23 protein-coding genes are annotated in these 17,760 nt (G+C 38.6%); all 23 read right to left on the bottom strand.

What is annotated here, in order from left to right:
* Positions 1–26: 26 nt before the first annotated feature.
* Complete coding sequence (locus KMP11_RS03075; protein WP_216280083.1) at positions 27–1,691, bottom strand: gp58-like family protein; 1,665 nt, start codon at positions 1,689–1,691, stop codon at positions 27–29.
* Positions 1,691–2,182 (bottom strand): hypothetical protein, encoded by a 492-nt coding sequence (locus KMP11_RS03070; protein WP_216280082.1) that lies wholly within the window; start codon positions 2,180–2,182, stop codon positions 1,691–1,693. Before KMP11_RS03070 ends, KMP11_RS03075 begins: the two co-directional genes overlap by 1 nt.
* A gap of 3 nt (positions 2,183–2,185) precedes the next feature.
* Positions 2,186–2,848: a hyaluronate lyase N-terminal domain-containing protein gene (locus KMP11_RS03065; protein WP_216280081.1), complete on the bottom strand. Its 663-nt coding sequence runs from the start codon at positions 2,846–2,848 to the stop codon at positions 2,186–2,188.
* Position 2,849: 1 nt separating this feature from the next.
* A complete protein-coding gene (locus KMP11_RS03060; RefSeq protein WP_216280080.1) occupies positions 2,850–4,949 on the bottom strand; it encodes a phage tail spike protein in 2,100 nt (699 codons plus the stop codon).
* Positions 4,949–5,644: a hypothetical protein gene (locus KMP11_RS03055; RefSeq protein WP_216280079.1), complete on the bottom strand. Its 696-nt coding sequence runs from the start codon at positions 5,642–5,644 to the stop codon at positions 4,949–4,951. Before KMP11_RS03055 ends, KMP11_RS03060 begins: the two co-directional genes overlap by 1 nt.
* Entirely contained in the window at positions 5,644–8,967 is a 3,324-nt protein-coding gene (locus KMP11_RS03050; protein ID WP_216280078.1) for a phage tail tape measure protein, read from the bottom strand. Before KMP11_RS03050 ends, KMP11_RS03055 begins: the two co-directional genes overlap by 1 nt.
* A gap of 39 nt (positions 8,968–9,006) precedes the next feature.
* Positions 9,007–9,276 carry a hypothetical protein gene (locus tag KMP11_RS03045; RefSeq protein ID WP_215756878.1) on the bottom strand — a complete coding sequence of 90 codons (270 nt, stop codon included), beginning with the start codon at positions 9,274–9,276 and terminating at the stop codon, positions 9,007–9,009.
* A 23-nt stretch (positions 9,277–9,299) separates the two neighbouring features.
* Positions 9,300–9,608, bottom strand: coding sequence for a hypothetical protein (locus KMP11_RS03040; RefSeq protein ID WP_215756877.1), 309 nt, complete (start codon positions 9,606–9,608; stop codon positions 9,300–9,302).
* Positions 9,609–9,611: 3 nt separating this feature from the next.
* A complete protein-coding gene (locus tag KMP11_RS03035; protein ID WP_215756876.1) occupies positions 9,612–10,148 on the bottom strand; it encodes a hypothetical protein in 537 nt (178 codons plus the stop codon).
* Between the two features lie 5 nt (positions 10,149–10,153).
* Positions 10,154–10,498: a hypothetical protein gene (locus tag KMP11_RS03030; RefSeq protein WP_216280077.1), complete on the bottom strand. Its 345-nt coding sequence runs from the start codon at positions 10,496–10,498 to the stop codon at positions 10,154–10,156.
* Between the two features lies 1 nt (position 10,499).
* Entirely contained in the window at positions 10,500–10,913 is a 414-nt protein-coding gene (locus KMP11_RS03025) for a hypothetical protein (RefSeq protein WP_215756874.1), read from the bottom strand.
* Positions 10,906–11,220 (bottom strand): hypothetical protein, encoded by a 315-nt coding sequence (locus KMP11_RS03020; RefSeq protein WP_216280076.1) that lies wholly within the window; start codon positions 11,218–11,220, stop codon positions 10,906–10,908. The genes KMP11_RS03025 and KMP11_RS03020 overlap by 8 nt, the downstream gene beginning before the upstream one ends.
* On the bottom strand, positions 11,204–11,518 hold the full coding sequence (locus KMP11_RS03015) for a phage head-tail connector protein (protein ID WP_216280075.1): 315 nt from the start codon (positions 11,516–11,518) through the stop codon (positions 11,204–11,206). Before KMP11_RS03015 ends, KMP11_RS03020 begins: the two co-directional genes overlap by 17 nt.
* A 5-nt stretch (positions 11,519–11,523) precedes the next feature.
* A complete protein-coding gene (locus tag KMP11_RS03010; protein WP_216280074.1) occupies positions 11,524–12,351 on the bottom strand; it encodes a hypothetical protein in 828 nt (275 codons plus the stop codon).
* Between the two features lie 19 nt (positions 12,352–12,370).
* Positions 12,371–12,907 (bottom strand): phage scaffolding protein, encoded by a 537-nt coding sequence (locus tag KMP11_RS03005; protein WP_216280073.1) that lies wholly within the window; start codon positions 12,905–12,907, stop codon positions 12,371–12,373.
* Between the two features lie 160 nt (positions 12,908–13,067).
* Entirely contained in the window at positions 13,068–13,487 is a 420-nt protein-coding gene (locus KMP11_RS03000) for a hypothetical protein (RefSeq protein WP_216280072.1), read from the bottom strand.
* Positions 13,480–14,277, bottom strand: coding sequence for an ADP-ribosyltransferase (locus KMP11_RS02995; protein WP_216280071.1), 798 nt, complete (start codon positions 14,275–14,277; stop codon positions 13,480–13,482). Before KMP11_RS02995 ends, KMP11_RS03000 begins: the two co-directional genes overlap by 8 nt.
* Before the next feature lie 119 nt (positions 14,278–14,396).
* Positions 14,397–14,813: a hypothetical protein gene (locus KMP11_RS02990; RefSeq protein WP_216280070.1), complete on the bottom strand. Its 417-nt coding sequence runs from the start codon at positions 14,811–14,813 to the stop codon at positions 14,397–14,399.
* A complete protein-coding gene (locus KMP11_RS02985; protein WP_216280069.1) occupies positions 14,806–16,191 on the bottom strand; it encodes an ADP-ribosyltransferase in 1,386 nt (461 codons plus the stop codon). The genes KMP11_RS02990 and KMP11_RS02985 overlap by 8 nt, the downstream gene beginning before the upstream one ends.
* Positions 16,178–16,462: a hypothetical protein gene (locus KMP11_RS02980; RefSeq protein ID WP_216280053.1), complete on the bottom strand. Its 285-nt coding sequence runs from the start codon at positions 16,460–16,462 to the stop codon at positions 16,178–16,180. The genes KMP11_RS02985 and KMP11_RS02980 overlap by 14 nt, the downstream gene beginning before the upstream one ends.
* 19 nt (positions 16,463–16,481) lie before the next feature.
* Positions 16,482–17,018, bottom strand: a complete 537-nt coding sequence (locus KMP11_RS02975; RefSeq protein WP_216280052.1) for a phage scaffolding protein — start codon at positions 17,016–17,018, stop codon at positions 16,482–16,484.
* 158 nt (positions 17,019–17,176) lie between these two features.
* Entirely contained in the window at positions 17,177–17,593 is a 417-nt protein-coding gene (locus tag KMP11_RS02970; RefSeq protein WP_215757013.1) for a GTP pyrophosphokinase, read from the bottom strand.
* On the bottom strand, positions 17,577–17,756 hold the full coding sequence (locus tag KMP11_RS02965; RefSeq protein WP_215757012.1) for a hypothetical protein: 180 nt from the start codon (positions 17,754–17,756) through the stop codon (positions 17,577–17,579). Before KMP11_RS02965 ends, KMP11_RS02970 begins: the two co-directional genes overlap by 17 nt.
* Between the last annotated feature and the right edge of the window lie 4 nt (positions 17,757–17,760).

Below are 17,760 nucleotides of genomic sequence, written 5' to 3'. Positions count from 1 at the left end.
AAAAACGCCCCCTTTCAAAAACAAAATTAAATCTCTTCCCACTGAACTTTCCACCTTCTGCCAGAGCCACTAACCGTAATATCGCCCCCACTAGTAAAATTAAAAGTATAGCCTCCTTGCGTAATCTCAGCACCACCCGACAAATAAACAAGTTTATTAAAATAAGACTCCCGTTCCGTAACATCAATACCATTATAAAAGCTTGCAGTATTGCCGCAATACATCTGACCGTCAGAAGTAACACGCCAAGCATACCTGCCCGCAGTATTCCAATTACTGCCCCAATTAGCCCAAAGGGCTGTATACTGCCCAGAACCAGAAGCAATACCAACGTCAAAATCATATTTACCAGTCAGCCATTGGCCGCTACCGTTAGGATTATCACCAATTCTAAAGCCCCCCATAATACCAGTATAAGCCGACAAAATACCCTGAATATCAAGATCCCCCTGTATCTTAGTAGAAACCCCATCAATCACAACCCCGTTTACCTTGCCGTTTTTAGTAGTAAACAAAGCCCTTATACCCTCTTTTAAGGATACGCTAACCTCTGCCTTAGTCTCCTCCTTAGTCGTGAAATTATGCCTATTGAAAAACCAGGCGTAATCACCCTCAAAAATCCTTACATTCTCAAAAGCAATATTAGCTGGCAAACCAGAAAAAACAATCTCAGCCAAACTATCGGAAAAAGCAAAAGATACAGCAAACTGACCATTCTTAACCTTGATAGGCTCACCACCTACCAAATTAACAACAGACAAAGCTAAAGGTTGCATAGCTTCACTAATCCCGCTAACATCAGCCACAAAAGTATACTTGACATTAGCCCTTTTAGCCCTACTTAAAACAAACTTAAGCCTAGAATTAGACATGCTAGCCTTTCTTACAAAAATATTATTGCCTGGCATAAACTCGCTTTTAATCTCATCAACCTTACTAGCCGTTAGCGAAATCTGCTCATTATTCTGAATAATATTCGTAACAGAACTTTCAAACTCGGTTTTCTTAACAAAGGGAACGTCCCTTATATCCCCTTTATAAACCCTAACATTTAAAAGGCTAACACTAGAACCCGTAACATCAATAAAAAACTCCCTCCTACCAATAGCAACAGGAGCAAAACGCACCACCAAAACATTATTATAATCTTTCAAAGTAAGCCTATTTGCTAAAGCATCATCACGCACAGAAACAGACCTATTTCTAGGTGGATTTAAACTATCAAAAATAACAGTATACAGGCTAGCCTCCTCTATAGGCTCACTAAGAGCAAAAGCCAGCCTAGACCCCGTTTTAGTAGTCCTAGTATCTAAACAAATATTATTAAAATTAGTAGCAACCGAACGCTTAACAGAACCAACTTCAGACCTAAAGCTATCAATCCTACTTTCAAAAGTCCTAAAACGTTCCTCAGCCCTCAAGCTAGCCTGCTTTAGCCTCTCGTCTAAATTGCCCAAAGTATCCAAAGTTTTGGCAATAAACCCCTCACGCTTATTATTCCTAACTTCTGGAGCTTCAAACCTCGTAGCCACCAAGCCCTGCTCAAGCTGAATATTCTTAAAACTACTAACACCTATACAATCAGAAGAAACCAAAAGACGGCTTAAATCTTGACCAGAATTAAAAGAAGCGTAATATCTGCCGTTTTTAAACTCCAAATTATGCTCAATACCATTAACTAAAAGCTTCATCAATTCGCCTCCCAAACACTAATTTTTGGTTGCAAGTTCTCTATATTGCCCCGGCTAATAAAATACAGCACAAACCAATACTCACTAGAACCAAAGCTTGAAGGTGGGTGTCTATCCCAATTTTTGGTATACTCAAAAACCCTATAAGACCTATTACCCACACTTACAACTTGCCCGTCTGAGGAGCTAAAACTTTCATTAAAATAAGCCCCTGTTCCGTAACTAGTTCTAGCCATACTTAAACTAAAAGCCCCAGCATCCCTAAAATTAGCCTCATCAAAAATAATTTTAAACTTCAAAGGCTTACGTAAAGAAAGCGAAGACCTAGGAGTAGAAGCCGACCAATAAGACGGATAAGTAAAAGACATGCTAGCCTCATTTAAGGCGTACTTAATCTTGCCAAAAATCAAATTACCCCCGTAATAAGCCTTAATAATCCTATTCCCCCTATAAAACACCTTCTTAGCCGTCTTAAAATTACAAACAACCATAAGCTAATCCTCCGTAATCAAATAAAGCGTCCTGCTATCGTTCTTATTACGCAGGGCTAAATACTGGGCATTAGTCCCCGACCAAATCGTAATACTAGCCCCAGTAGCCCCTGTAGCCCCTCTTGCACCTGCTGGACCCGTAGCACCAGTAGCACCTCTTGCACCTGCTGGACCCGTAGCACCAGTAGCACCTCTTGCACCTGCTGGGCCTCTCTCGCCCCTTTCTCCCCTTTCTCCACGTTCTCCTTTTAAAGAATTACGCTGTGCTTCTGTAAGAGAAGAAAAAACAACATTCGCAGCGGGAATAGTTAGGGTTGAAGCGTCGCTAAAAGTAATCTCAATATTACCATTGCTTAAAGTCCTATTCGACCTAATCGTTATATTGTCGCCCTTGTCGCCCTTATCTCCCTTAGCCCCTGTTGCACCTCTTGCACCCGTAGCACCTCTTGCACCAGTAAGCCCACGCTCTCCTTGTTCGCCACGTTCTCCTTGTGGTCCCGTAAGATAGCTTAAAGCACTATAAAGGCTTCTACCGTCTCCTACCTTTAAAAAGCCCGTATCACTCTCAACACCTATTTCACCCTCATAAAGCACAATATCACTTGCCAGCCACTGGGCTTTTGTCATCCTCTTATGTTGCACCCTTGCAGTAATCTTTTCTGTCATACTAAACACCGCCTCCATCAAAAATAATTTCTGGCGACAAGTCCCAATCCGTCTGGATATCGTCGCCGTCTACAAGCTGCCTATACTCAAGCAAGGGATTATAAAGACCCCCACTTACTGCATTACTTGCCATATCTAAATCAATAACCTTAGACTTATACCACTTAGAAGAAAAAGAAAGCCTATAAGAAACCTCACTATAAAGGCTTAATATATCACTATCGCTTGTTACTTCAGCTATTAAAGGATTATTAGCCCTTGCAGTAACTCGCCAAGGCTTCCTATTAGGCTGATTAAATCTTACATCAACCCTTAAATAAGGCTGGCATTCAAGCTCAAAGCTTAAAGTATAGTTTGTATTATCCTTAAAACCATCGCCATTATGCAAAACAACAAAATTTTCACCAAGCCTAGAAGTGCCGTTTACATCTCCTAATAACCTATTCTTAGAAAATTCGATTGTCCCATCGCTCCCTAGCCTATTTCTTAAATAATTAATATCCTTTTCAATATAAGCCAACTCGTCTTTAGTAGTATTCTTTAAAGTCTGTAATATCCCGTCTTCATCAACCACAATTTGAGAAATCTTTTCTTTTAAAGTCTCTACAAACTCCCTTTTGAAATTCTCACTAGTGCTAAAGTCAATAAAAAGCTTATTGTCCCTAACGCCGATAACCTCCTTATTACCGTGTCTAATAGAAACATTATTCACATCAATAGAACCTGCTTCTATCATATCGGCATTAATCCTTAAGCCCGTGATAATCTCGGCGAACAATTGACCGTCCGAAGACGTAGCCAGCCTAAAATCGCCATTAATACCAGTTGTCGACACGCTAAGACCGTTGACATCAAACTTCCAAATAACCCTAGCCGTCTTTTCGCTGTCAGTATCCATAATATAAATCTTGTCCTTATAATAGCGAATATTGCTTCCCATACCCTGGTTTAAAGACGTCTTTAAAGCCTCCTTAGCCTTATCAACTGCCGATAATTCAACCTCATTAAGCTTAGTCTCAAGCGACGCCTGCCTATTAATAGCTTGAACCATATAATTATGTATAGGCTTAGAAGACAACCTAAGGCTAACAAACCTTTCAAGTAAGCAGTCATAAGAATAACCAACAACACGGGTTGCTACCTCAAAGCCCTTATGAACAACCCTTAAAGTATCGCCCAAATAAACCCTCTCAAGAACTGCATAATCCTTATATTCCCTAGTCTTAGACAAATCAGCAAAAGAAACCTCACAAGTAATTTCTGGTTTATCCAGCCCTTGCTCGAACTCATACCTTGCCCTTTCCTTCAAAGTCTGCAAAGCCTCCTCGTGGTTTATCTTATTTTCATTGTCTGGGCTAAGCTGTTCTGAAATAACATCGGGATATTCAATAACCCTATAATTCTTAACAAAATACTTACTCTCTAAGGGGCTTACAACATACTTTTCAGGTATCAACAAACCGTCATAGCCCTTTGGCATAATGTGAGTTACAAGCCCTGAATAATCCTCTTTAAACTCAAGACCAGTAAGATTTTTACGGTACTTTATCGTAACCCCCTTATCAGTCCCCATACTAGACAACCAATTAATCCTGAAATTATCCCTGTCTAACTCACCACCCCAACGTGAAATAAGGCTATTGTCTTCATCGCTCATAATAGCCTGGACAGTATTCTTTCTAACCAAACGTGAAGACGCCTGTATATTAATATCGCTTATAGCCGTAAAAGTATGAGGACTAACCGAAGCACTTAAAACCCGATTAAGAGCAACCGAACCGTCCTCTTTTCTGATGAAAATATCCTCAATAAAATTACCTGCCAAGTCATAAAAAATATGAGTAGCATAAACCTTTAAAGTGTCTAAATCCTTAACAATAGACTTAATACGGAAAAGTTGATCCCCCTTATAATTAGGAACCCTTAAAACCCTAGCAAGCTTAAGCTTCTTAGCCTGCTTAGCCTCTGAGGGGTAGGTTAAATTAAGCTCATAGCGGCCGTTTAAGTCTTCACTTACCACACAAGAAATACAGTCATTTAAAACATACCAGCCCCTATTATCAAAAAATCTATTATCCCTTTCAAAAAATAAACTAATCACTATAAGAGCCTCCAATTATATTTAATTTCTATACTTGTAACGTTACCCTCAACAGTAAAAATATTATCACCAGGACTTAAAACAGGTAGCTTTCCCTTTGAAGTTCTTTCTCTGGAAGAAGCACCCACAAAAACAGAATTAAGTTCGCTGTCAACTTCAACATAAGCCCCCGCGTCAGACCCTAAATCAAAAGAACATAAAAAAAGTCCATCCCTTTTAAAAGTTACAAGACCAGAACCTGCAATTTTTAAATAAGGGTAAGCCTTAAGACTATAAGGATTATTAACGCAAAAAGCCCCGTCAGTAATACTAAGTGGGACAAGCTCATTACTAATAAGTCTTGAAAAAGGCTCACACTCTAACACCACAAGAAACTTAATCAAAGAACTATTACCCAGGGGATAAGCAACCTCGACCCCCTTAGTAACCATAGCCCTATAATACCTGTCCGGGTAAGCATCAAAAACCAAGTCCCCCTCGCCACTAAAAAAAGCCAGTAAGTCTTGCCTGCTCGCCTCTGTGTGTCCCTCCAAAGTTAGGCTTATAGCCTCTAGGCTGTCATCTTCCAAAGTTAAAAAGCCGTCCCTGCCTGGAACTGTTAAAAACTGTGTCCTTTTCTGACCTGTTGGCAAATTAGGGAAATAAGAAAAGACAAGCCCCAAGCTATCGCTAGAAACTCCCTTAAAACTAAACATTACAAACCACCCCCTAAAGCCATTTTTTGCTTACGCATTTCATAGTCAAGTTCCCTTGCTATCTTCCTAATATCCTGAGGAGTATTATTATAAACCTTGTCAATATTAATTACAGTGTCCCCCCTGCCACCTTGTGAATACTCCTTATTCTCTTCAGCAGTAAGGACACGCTCGCCCCTGTGTAGTCTGGCGTGGTAGCCGTCATAAGGGACAAAATCAAGCCCGTTATAGTGGTAAGCCATATAAGAATTATGGCCGTTTGCAATAGCCTTTCCCCTATCTTCAAGACGCATAACTTGCTCGTAAACCTGGTAATTTATCCTATAAGTTGCCGATTGACTCTGTATTTTTGTCCTATTAAGCCCTAAAATACCCTCAATAACTCTATCAATCCAAGACTTAACCTTACCAGTATTAAAATCTAAAGACTTGTCAAACTGACTATATTCACCCCTAAGCTTGCTTATACCCTCACTTCTTAGGCGTTCAGCCTCCTTAGTAGCTTTGGCGTAAGTCTCAACCGTCGCCTTTTTCATCGCCTCATACGTCTTTTTCTCGTCTGTCGTAAGCTGTCCGTTTAAAGCCTCTTTTCTTGCCTTAAACTCCTCAGCAAGCCTTAATTGCTCGTCTTTTTTAGTCTTAGCCGCTTCTATCGTATCATCACGTAACTTATTAATCTTTTCAATAATCCCTGCCACGTGTTCTTGTGTAATCTCATTAGCCCTATCTTTTAAATTAGACAAAATAACCTCTTGTTCTGCCTTATTCTTAGCCACAATCGTAACTGTTTCCTCGTCTTGCTCCTTAGTTAGCCGTATAATCTCATCCTTAATAGACCTAGCATTTTCACCTTGTGCTGTCTTAAGCTCCTCAGACAATTCTATAATCCTTTTTGTTCTCTCCTCAGCTGATAAAATAGTCTTTGTCGCCGTCTCCTCAGCGTCCTTAATAAAGGCCTCCTTAGCCTCTTTGCTAAGCTCAGAAGAAGAAGAAAACAACTCATTAAACCTTTGTAGCGTCTCGTCTTTAGCCTGGTTAACCTTAGCTACATAATCATTTCTAAACCTTTCAGCCCCTTCAACAATAAGCCTGTGTCCCTCCTCTGAGTTCTGATATAAGCCCGTATACATACCCTCGGCAACCGTCCTTATTTCCTTAGAAATATTGAAAAAGTGGTTATATTCCTCTTGTGTCTGCTCACTAACCTTTTTAACACTCTCTACATGCTGACCATAAAGCGGGCCTACACTTTTAAAAGTTTCAACACTAGTCTTTTTATACAAATCAACAGCAGGTACTGCTTGCTCGGTAAAAGCTTGATAAATCCCATAACCAGCAAGAGCCACTGCAGAAATACCAGCCACCACAGGAGCAGCTGCAAGAGCTAAAGAACCCAGGGACGCACCAGCCCCCAAAAGACCAGCCCCAGCACTAGTTGCAGCAGTCGCAAGACCACCAAAACCAAAGCCAACATCAGCTATTAATGGCAGAGCGAACAAAGCCCCCTTGCCAACAGCCCTTAAAGCCTGTGAAGACTTAGACAAAAGCTTAGCAGACTTAGCCATACCAGCCCCTCCTTTTTCAACAGCAGAACCAGCCTTTAACACAAGACCCCCTGCCTTTTCAGAAGAAGAACCAAGCCCCTTAAGCTTCTTGCTAGTATCGCTTGAAACATCTCCTAATCTCTTAGTCTTAGCAGTCAAGACATCAAACCTTGCCGTATCAAGACCAGGACTATTAAGCCCCTTATTCTTGCCCTTTTTAGCCCCCTTAGACGCCTTATTAGCCCCAGCTAAAAAACCACCAGAACCAACCCTTGCTAAAGAAGAATTAGCCCTTTTAGCCTGCAATTCAAGCTCCAATAAAGACCTCTTCAAAAGCTGAATATCTGCTTGTATACTAGAGCTTGCCAGCCTAAAATCCGTACTAGCCGTTTTAGTCCCCTGTCCTAAATCCTTTTTAAAAATATTCTTAGCAAAAGTACCAAAAGAACCAATAGCCGACTTAGCCTTAATAAAACCCTTAACAACCACACCAAGAGCTAAACTTACAGGGCCTATTGCAGCAGCTAAAAGAGCAAAAGCCCCAATAGAAGACTGCAAGCCCTGGGGTAACTTATCAAACAAGCCCATAAAACGCCCCACTAAATCCAAGCCCTTATTAAGAATAGGTAGCAACTTAGAACCTAAAGAAATACCTAAATCTATAAACTTATTCTTAGCTATCTGTAATTGAGACGCCGTCGTTTTATATCTTTGCTGTGCCTCCTGTTGCAAGGCGTTATTATCTTGCCAGCCCTTATTAGCTATTTTTTGGGCTTCATTAAACTTATCACTTGCACTTGCAGCCCTTAAAATAGTGTCTCTTAGCCTCACTTCCTCAATGCCCATATCAGACAAAATTTCAATAGCCGACTGTCCACTCTTGCCAGTATCATTTAAACCTTGTAAAAACAACTGCAAAGCAGAAGACGCGTCCCTTTCAAAAGCCAGCTTAAACTCATCAGCAGAAAGCCCAGCAACTGAAGCGAACTTTTGCAACTGCTCGCCCCCCTTACTAGTAGCAAGCTTAATATTAACTAAAAGCTTACTCATGGCAGAGCCACCCATTTCTGCTTCAATACCAACAGAAGAAAGAGCGGCCGCAAGCCCTAAAGTCTGGGCTTCTGTAAGTCCTACCTGCTTACCAGCACCAGCAAGACGCAAGCCCATTTCCACAATCTCACGTTCCGTTGTAGCCGTATTATTACCCAAGGCCACAATAGTTGACCCCAGCCTGTCCACATTATCGGCACTAGTACCCATAACATTACTAAACCTTGCTAAACTTGTCGCCGCCTCGGTAGCCGTTAAATTAGTCGCATTTCCTAAATCAATCATAACACGGCTAAACTTCAAGATATCCTCTTTCTTAATCCCTAGCTGTCCTGCAGCCTCTGCAACCTGGGCAATAGACACAGCAGACGCTGGAATTTCCTTTGCCATCTTCCTTATGCCGTCGCTAATTCTGCTATATTCTGCTTCCGTTGCCTCTGTAGTCTTCCTAACACCTGCAAAAGCCTGCTCGTAATCAATAGCAAACTTAGACACAGCAAGCCCAGAAGTAACCAAGGGGGCAGTAACAGCAAGCGACGCCTTCTTACCAAAACTAACCATACGCGACGCCAAATTATCAAGCTTAGAAAATCGCTTTTCAATCTCCGACGCCTTAGCAGTAGCAAGCGACGCCACCTTGTCCATATCAGACTTAAAAGCCCCGTACTTAAGCCTTATCTCGGTATAAAGAGGTGGTAGACTAAGACCACCAACAGAATTTACACCCATAAAAACACTCCTTTCTAGCAAACAAAAAAGCAAAGGCTATTAACCCCTGCTTAAATTCTTGTCTGCTTCCTTTCTGCCCAACCTATAAATATTTTTCAAAACCTCAGCAGACTCTGGGCTTTGCTTCATACTGTGGATCCAACTATCCCTTTTAATCTGCAAAAATAAAGAAATAGGGAGGTTAGCCAACTCATCAAAAGAAAAGCCCGAATAATCCCTCATCCTCTTAAATTCATAAGTCTTAGCATCAAAAACTTTCTCCCACTCCTCACAAGCGAAATACTTGTCAAAAATAGCCTCTCTAGCCACCCTGTCGCTAGGAAGTGGGACGGCTAATTTGGGTCGTTTATAATCTCCTGTGTTCTCTCAATCAAACGGAACCACAAAGCATTAATAAAAGCCAAATTAACACTTTCTAAATCTTTCTCAGAAATCGGGACATGCTCCAAATTACGATTTAAAGCCTTAAGAACAAACTTAAACCTTAAATTCAAGCCCTTTTCCACAGTCTCAGCACTGCCTAAAAGCTTCTCAATTTCTAAAACTTCCTCATAATCCTTAAAAGAAAGCTCCCTAATATTAAGGGTTTTGTCATGCTTCCAATCTACCCTAAGCCTACGCTCAATTAAATTTTTTAACATAAATTACTGTTCCTCTCTAACTTCGCATAAAAAGCCCTTTTTCTTTTCAACTGCCATAAACTCAGCGTCAATAGTCGTTTCCTTCTCTCCCGAAAACTCAAGGGCAAAACCATTCCCAGCTTGTCCAATTAAGGTGATACGAACCTTTTTTCCGTTATCCTTAGTGTGAACAAACCTAACAATATTACTTGCAAGGCTACCCCCAGCACCAAAAACAAGCTTCTTAGACTGCTTAGAATTTTTTGTTACCGTCTCAACCCTAGCATTAGAAAGCTTAGACAGCATATCTAAATTCCAAGTCAAAATACCCGTCTTAAAAGAAACCTCCTCACCCTTAATAAACCTTTTAACAACCTTATTATACTGATTTTTAACGTCGTAAGCCTCGGGTTTATACTCAAGCGTTGCGCCCCCCGAACAATGCCCCACATTATTCGCTTCAACCTCTATAGTCGCATCTTCGGGTATCTCCCCGTCAGTTGCTGCGACCAGGTAAAGCTCACCAGAACCAAAAATAAACTCATCTATTCTATTTGTCATAAAAATTACCTCTCTTTCTTAAACCAAGTAACCGTCAAAAACTGGCTACTATCATATAAATTAAAATCATGCAAGGGCAAAATGCCACCCCCACTTAGGGCAAAACGCAGTGAATAATCATCAACAAGGCGGTTATTATCCTTATTAAAACTAATTAAACACTCAACATTAGCCCTTAAAACCTCCAGATTATCAAAATCACTTGAAATAATCCTAACCTCCAAGACGTCCCTATTAATAACGCCCCTTTCCAAAGGCTTCAAAATATAAAAAGCCTCACTATCATGAACAGGCCTAAAAGAAAGCCCCGTTACATCATCCAATAACTTCTTTACAACATGCGACAACATACTACTTGCCCCCTAACAACTTCTTAATCTCAGGTAACTTTTCAGAAATAGCCCGTTGTAAAAAAGGCTGTGGTTTTTGCCCCTTAGTAACATACCAACGCTTCGTACCGTACCTATCAGGTATAAAAAACTTCCAGCTAGACTTGCGACCATTGCCACCTACAGCATAAATTCCTGTCCCCTGGTGGACAAAAGGGGCATATTGAGCAGTATTCCCAACAAGCCCCACCACCTCATCGCCAGTAAGCCTTACATCACTTACATTACTAGCCTTTAAAATACCAAAATTTACAGGGCTTAATTCCGTCGCCCTAGCCTCAACAAGCTTTACAGACGCTTCAACCCTCTTTTTAGAAATATCTACAAGTTCTAAACTAGCGGCCTTTACACCCTTTACAAAATGCGAATTATCCATTATAAACATACTCCTTCAAAGACAAAAAACTAAGCCTATGTTCTGAAGAACAACTTACAATTTCAAACACCCTGCCACCAATCTTTAACCTATTATTCCTACTAGATAGCGACTTATCAAAAGTTAGGGCAATATGGGAAACTTCAGACCGCTTAAAATCATCAGCAAAATAAAGCTCACTAACACTATTAAGACTAAGCTTAATTTCCCTATCTTCTACCCACTCCTTAGACTTAGCCCCAGACTTAGACACAGTCTCTTTAAAAGTAAGAACACTTGCAGGTTGCAAGTTATACATCAAGCTCATAAGACAGCCTCCTAAACTTCCTTAACTTAGTCTTAATTCTGGGCGGAATATCCCTTTCATACTGAAAACTAACGCTAGGGTAGCTTTCAGAACGTAAGCCCTCAACCCCTAGCGTATTATACCTGTACATAATTAAGTCCTTTATAAGACTAGCAAAAGACGGCTTAATATCATCTTCTTCAATGTTGCAAAACTCCAAAATATCCTGGATAGCGTCCGAATACAGATCAAGAGACTCTAAAAGCTCCCCATCTACACCAGGCCTATTTTTCAAGCTGTTTAAAATCTCCTCTCTCATAAAATCTAAGCCCCAGCTTGTACTCGTGGAGTTTCAACAACACTATAATAAAGCACTGCTACAGCATCATCTCTTAAACGCTTAAAGCCGTACTTCAAAAGACCCCTTATACCATCGGCAAAAGAATTTTCAAGTCGTATAGCCTCAGTCTTTTGTATCTGCTTAGCTGCACCAATAGCCGACTTGTGATGTGCCGCAACCATACTTTGTGGTAACTCCTCACTAGTCATAACTTGCAAGCCGTTTATCTTTTGACCCTCTACAAAACCATTACTTAAAACAGTAGGGTTAACAGTAAAACGTGGATCTTTAGATAAAAGCCCCAAAACCTCAGCCGAAACAGTAACGAACCTGTCAGTCTTTGGTACCTTCTTCTTAGAAAGCTCCGTTCCCAAATCAACTATAAAATCATAAATATTTTTAGCGTGAACCGACTTCTTACTTGAAGCAGACCCCAACTTGCTTATTTGCCCTGAAGAAGTAAGCTCTGTGAAAAAATCAGCGTCATAAGTCTCAGCAAGCACTGCCCCGTGTTCGTCTGCTATCGGTTTTAAAGTATCCTTTTTAAGTTGTACCTTATCCACATCATCAAGCTTAATTGCAAAATACTTTTGCTTTGGAAAAGTCATCTCTACAATATCCGTATCTACCTCTGCCCAGTTAACAGAACCTGCATAATCACTTACAGCCCCCTTTTTAACCTTAGTAAATACTACCTTTTCCCCCTGAATATCAGTCGGTTTAGTTGCCATAGCGTCAGCTATAGAAACACTGTGAAATTGAGAAAGTAAAGCCCCCTCCCAAAGTGTCGGTTTAAAATTTCTTATTGTCATAATATCTTTATCTCCTTATTTATAAATTTTTAAAAACATCGGCTATTTCATCAGCCGACATACTATCAGCCCTATTTATAAGACTGTCATAACTATTACTAATATTTAGCTTCTCAGGATTTGCTGGCTTGTAGCCTGTTATTTTATTAGCATCTTCGCTTGTAAAAAACTCTTTGTAAGTCTCCTTAAAACCTGCTACCTGCTCATCAAGACCCTTGACTTGTCCGTCCTTGTCAACCTTTATTTTTGACATATCAACTTGCTTAGTCAATAATTCCTTATGCTTAACCCCAGACAAGGCACTTTCAATTGCATACTGAATTTTTAAATCATTTACCTTTCTTTCAGACTCGGCTTGCAAATCTGCTATTTGCTTTTTCAAGTCATCTACATCAACCCCTTCAAAAACTTTTAAGCTAGCCTGTAAATCTCTTATAGTATCCTGGTTACTTTCATTAATAGACTGTAGCGAATTAATAGTGTTGCCATGTTCTGCCATAATCTTGTTTATAACCTCAACATCAAGACCCAAAGCCTGTAAAAATCCTCTTTTCATTTTATTTTCTCCTTTACATTTATTAACGTGGTATAGTCCACAATAGAGCTTGTCAAGTAACGTTTGACATACGAAAAAGACAGTTTAGCGTCATATCCAGGACAAAAGAAAAACACCCAACAAAAGCTAAGTGTTTAATTTTAATAAAAAGTTCCTAAGCCTAAAAATAGCCTTTCCCTAACCTCCTGTAAGTATCCAGGTAATAAAAATTACAATCTGGATAATCCTTAAAGCTAGCCCCCCTAAATGTACGCTCAACCTTATGCTTCCAACGGTTTATAGATACATTAGCCTCTGGTAAAGGCTCAAGGGATAAATAATACCTTTTTTTCTCCTCTATTTCTTCGGGAGTGTAAGCCTTGCTAACTAAAAAGCCCAATTCATAAGCCTCTTCTTGCAACATTGGGCAAAGCTTAAGCAAGTTTTCCCTAGTAGGCTCACAATCAAGACTTTTAAAAAACTTTTCTCTTTGTGCTTCTATAAATTCTGACGCCCTTTTTTTATCTCCTGAAAGTACCATTTGCCACATCCAAAAATGGGAAACATCTTGAACTTGGATATAATCTTTATAGTTATTCATCTTCTAACAGCTCCATTTCTAATATTCCTTTTTCCTCGTCTATATTTAATATTTTATACCTTGTATTTCTATGAACTAAAAATTCTTGTTCAACAGGGTTTTCTGAATTTTTGCCTATATAATAGCCCTTAGTCTGCCCTGGGGTTTGGATAATAAGCTTATAGCCATCACCAAAATGTTCTGTTCTTGTCCTGTGTATGCTCGTACTGACATAATTTTTAAAATAATCACCTTCTTGAAGTGCCTTAAATTCTTCTTTGCCTGTATAACGGTATAATTTCAAATCATAGCCTAAATTATTACTTTCTAAGACTGCATCTAAGGCTTGCACCATAGCTTCAATATCTGGTTTGTTTATATCCCTTAAGTCTTTGTCTCTTAGGTATGTATTAATATCTTCTGAATATTTCCCTGTATATTTACGTATAGCCCTTTTTTTAATTTCAGACAAGCTAGACCAAACCCCATCAGAAACTTCTTGCAGCCTCTTTTCTGTCTCCTTATCAGCTATCTTATAGACTATTTCTTTCTTAATTATAGCACCAGCAGAGCCAGCCTGTAAAGCCTTATTAACTGAGGCTTCCTCCCTATCAAACTGTTTTGCCAGATTATCAACATCAATATAAGCAACCAGAACACAGCGACACCTAGGGTGTCTAGGAAGAATAGGGGCGTTATCAATATCATAAATATTACCAGCACAGACTGCACACTGCTCGCTTGTCCTATCGTCTAAGGTTACGACATCTTTTATTTTCTCCTTTACATTTATTAACGTGGTATAGTCCACAATAGAGCTTGTCAAGTAACGTTTGACATACGAAAAAGACAGTTTAACGTCATATCCAGGACAAAAGAAAAACACCCAACAAAAGCTAAGTGTTTAATTTTAATAAAAAGTTCCTAAGCCTAAAAATAGCCTTTCCCTAACCTCCTGTAAGTATCCAGATAATAAAATTTACAATCTGGATAATCCTTAAAGCTAGCTCCCCTAAATGTACGCTCGACCTTATGCTTCCAACGGTTTATAGATACATTAGCTTCTGGTAAAGGCTCCAAAGATAAATAATACCTTTTTTTCTCCTCTATCTCCTCAGGGCTATAAGCCTTGCTAACTAAAAAGCCTAAATTATAAGCCTCTTGTTGCAACATTGGGCAGAGCTTAAGCAAGTTTTCCCTGCTAGGCTCACAGTCAAGACTTTTAAAAAATTTTTCTCTTTTTTCTTCAATGTATTCTAATATTTCTTTTTTATCCTCTAATAAGTCTTTCCAATGCCAAAAATGGGAAACATCTTGCATTTGGATATAATCCTTATATTTATTCATCTTCTAACAGCTCCATTTCCAATATTCCTTTTTCCTCGTCTATATTTAATATTTTATACCTTGTATTTCTATGAACTAGAAATTCTTGTTCAACAGGGTTTTCTGAATTTTTGCCTATATAATAGCCCTTAGTTTGCCCAGGGGCTTGTATAATAAACTTATAGCCATCACCAAAATGTTCTGTTCTTGTCCTGTGTATACTCGTACTAAGATAATTTTTAAAATAATCACCTTCTTGAAGTGCCTTAAATTCTTCTTTGCCTGTATAACGGTATAATTTCAAATCATAGCCTAGCCTATTACTTTCTAAGACTGCATCTAAGGCTTGCACCCTAGCTTCAATTTTAGCGTCTCTAACTCCTCCTAAATCTTTATTTCTTAGGTATGTATTAATATCTTCTGAATAGTCCCCTGTATAGTAACGTATAGCTTCTTTTTGTTCCCCACTAAATGTTTTATAAACCCCATCAGAAACTTCTTGCAGCCTCTCTTCTGTCTCCTTATCAGCTATCTTATAGACTTTTTCTTTCTTAATTATAGCACCACCAGAGCCAGCTTGTAAAGCCTTATCAACTGAGGCTTCCTCTCTATCAAACTGTTTTGCCAGATTATCAACATCAATATAAGCAACCAGAACACAGCGACACCGAGGATGTCTAGGAAGAATAGGGGCGTTATCAATATCATAAATATTACCAGCACAGACTGCACACTGTTCGCTTGTCCTATCGTCTAAAGTTACAACATCTTTTAATTTCTTTACAACCTTACTGTCTTTGTAAGCCTGTAATTTAACCTGGTTTAAATGATGCATAGCCTCAGTTCTGACAAGTAGCATGATTTTGTTAAAATCCCTATCAACGCCATTTTTTAAACGAATAGCCATTTCAACAGCAGACAAGCCAGTATTAAGCCCAACTTGCAAAGTCTCGAATAATCTTTTTGTCATCTCAGCCTGGTTTTTGCCTAGCCTAGTCTTAAAGTTGGCACCAAGCCAGGGCTTTTGGGCTAACCTTTTAACCGACAAATCATTATAAACAATATCAAAGCCAAGCTCCTTTGAAGTATCCTCATAAGTCTTAAGGCTTATATCGTCAGTAATATTAGAATAAATCTTATCTACCTTCTTACTTAAAAGCAAAACCTCGTTTTTATACCTATTTTGTAAAAGCCTTAAATACTTAGACCTATAAGCCAAACTTCGACTTAAGCCCTTTTTGCTTATAAGTTCTTCTACCTTCATAAGCTCATCAACTAAAGACCTTGTCAAATCTTCATATATGGCAATAAGCTTTTTACTATGCTTTTCTGTATTGTAGTAAGTCTGCCACTGGTTTTTAGCTGCCCTATCTTCAAAATACTTACTACTCGTCTTCACCGCTCATTACCCTTTTAAAATCTTTCTCAAGCTTAATTGCAAAATACTTTTGCTTTGGAAAAGTCATCTCTACAATATCCGTATCTACCTCTGCCCAGTTAACAGAACCTGTATAATCATTTACAGCCCCCTTTTTAACCTTAGTAAATACTACCTTTTCCCCCTGAATATCAGTCGGTTTAGTTGCCATAGCGTCAGCTATAGACACACTGTGAAATTGAGAAAGTAAAGCCCCCTCCCAAAGTGTCGGTTTAAAATTTCTTATTGTCATAATATCTTTATCTCCTTATTTATAAATTTTTAAAAACATCGGCTACTTCATCAGCCGACATACTATCAGCCTTATTTATAAGACTGTCATAACTATTACTAATATTTAGCCTCTCAGGATTTGCTGGCGTGTAGCCTGTTATTTTATTAGCATCTTCGCTTATAAAAAACTCTTTGTAAGTCTCCTTAAAACCTGCTACCTGCTCATCAAGACCCTTGACCTTGCCCTCCTTGTCAACCTTTATTTTTGACATATCGACCTGCTTAGTCAACAATTCCTTATGCTTAACCCCAGACAAGGCGCTTTCAATTGCATAATGAATTTTTAAATCATTTACCTTTCTTTCAGACTCTTCTTGCAAATCTGCTATTTGCTTTTTCAAGTCATCTACATCAACCCCTTCAAAAACTTTTAAGCTAGCCTGTAAATCTCTTATAGTATCCTGGTTACTTTCATTAATAGACTGTAGCGAATTAATGGTGTTGCCATGTTCTGCCATAATCTTGTTTATAACCTCAACATCAAGACCCAAAGCCTGTAAAAATCCTCTTTTCATTTTATTTTCTCCTTTACATTTATTAACGTGGTATAGTCCACAATAGAGCTTGTCAAGTAACGTTTGACATACGAAAAAGACAGTTTAGCGTCATATCCAGGACAAAAGAAAAACACCCAACAAAAAGCTAAGTGTTTGTTTTTTTATTTACTATTTAATTATCTGCCTAGAAAATCCAAAGCCCTTTTATACTTCATATTTCTTTTTATATCCTTATTTGTAATATAATTTAATCTGTTTAAATTAGAATTATGTTTTAAATCAGAAATTTTAACTTGTCTTGCCAACTTATTATTTTTTACCACCTTCAAATAATCAAAATATGATTGGTTAGGCTTTTTAGTTATAACATCAACAGCTTTTACTATTTCCTCGTCAAAATAAGACTTTAAAAAATCAATAGTTATTTCGCTATCTTCTACAACATCATGAAGTAAAGCAACAATTTTCCCCTTAATCCCCTTTGTATTAAACATAACATAAATAATATGGAAAATATAAAGTCTACCCGCCTTATCTCTTTGCCCTCTATGAGCTTTTAAAGAAATGAAAAAAGCATTAACAAAGTTGAGCATAGTATTCTTCCTCTGTTATATCTTCAGTAAATATAGAACCGATATTTATTTTTAAATAAAAATTACTTGGAATTTCTTTTTTATCCTCTATTTTATAATAAATACCATCTTTTTCTTTAACATACTTTTTATAATCTGGACAATAATAATAAGAAGGCTTCATAATA

Source organism: Gemella sp. zg-570 (assembly GCF_018866345.1).
Taxonomy (GTDB): domain Bacteria; phylum Bacillota; class Bacilli; order Staphylococcales; family Gemellaceae; genus Gemelliphila.
The sequence above is the reverse complement of the archived record's forward strand: the minus strand, read 5'-3'. Positions and strand labels throughout refer to the sequence as shown.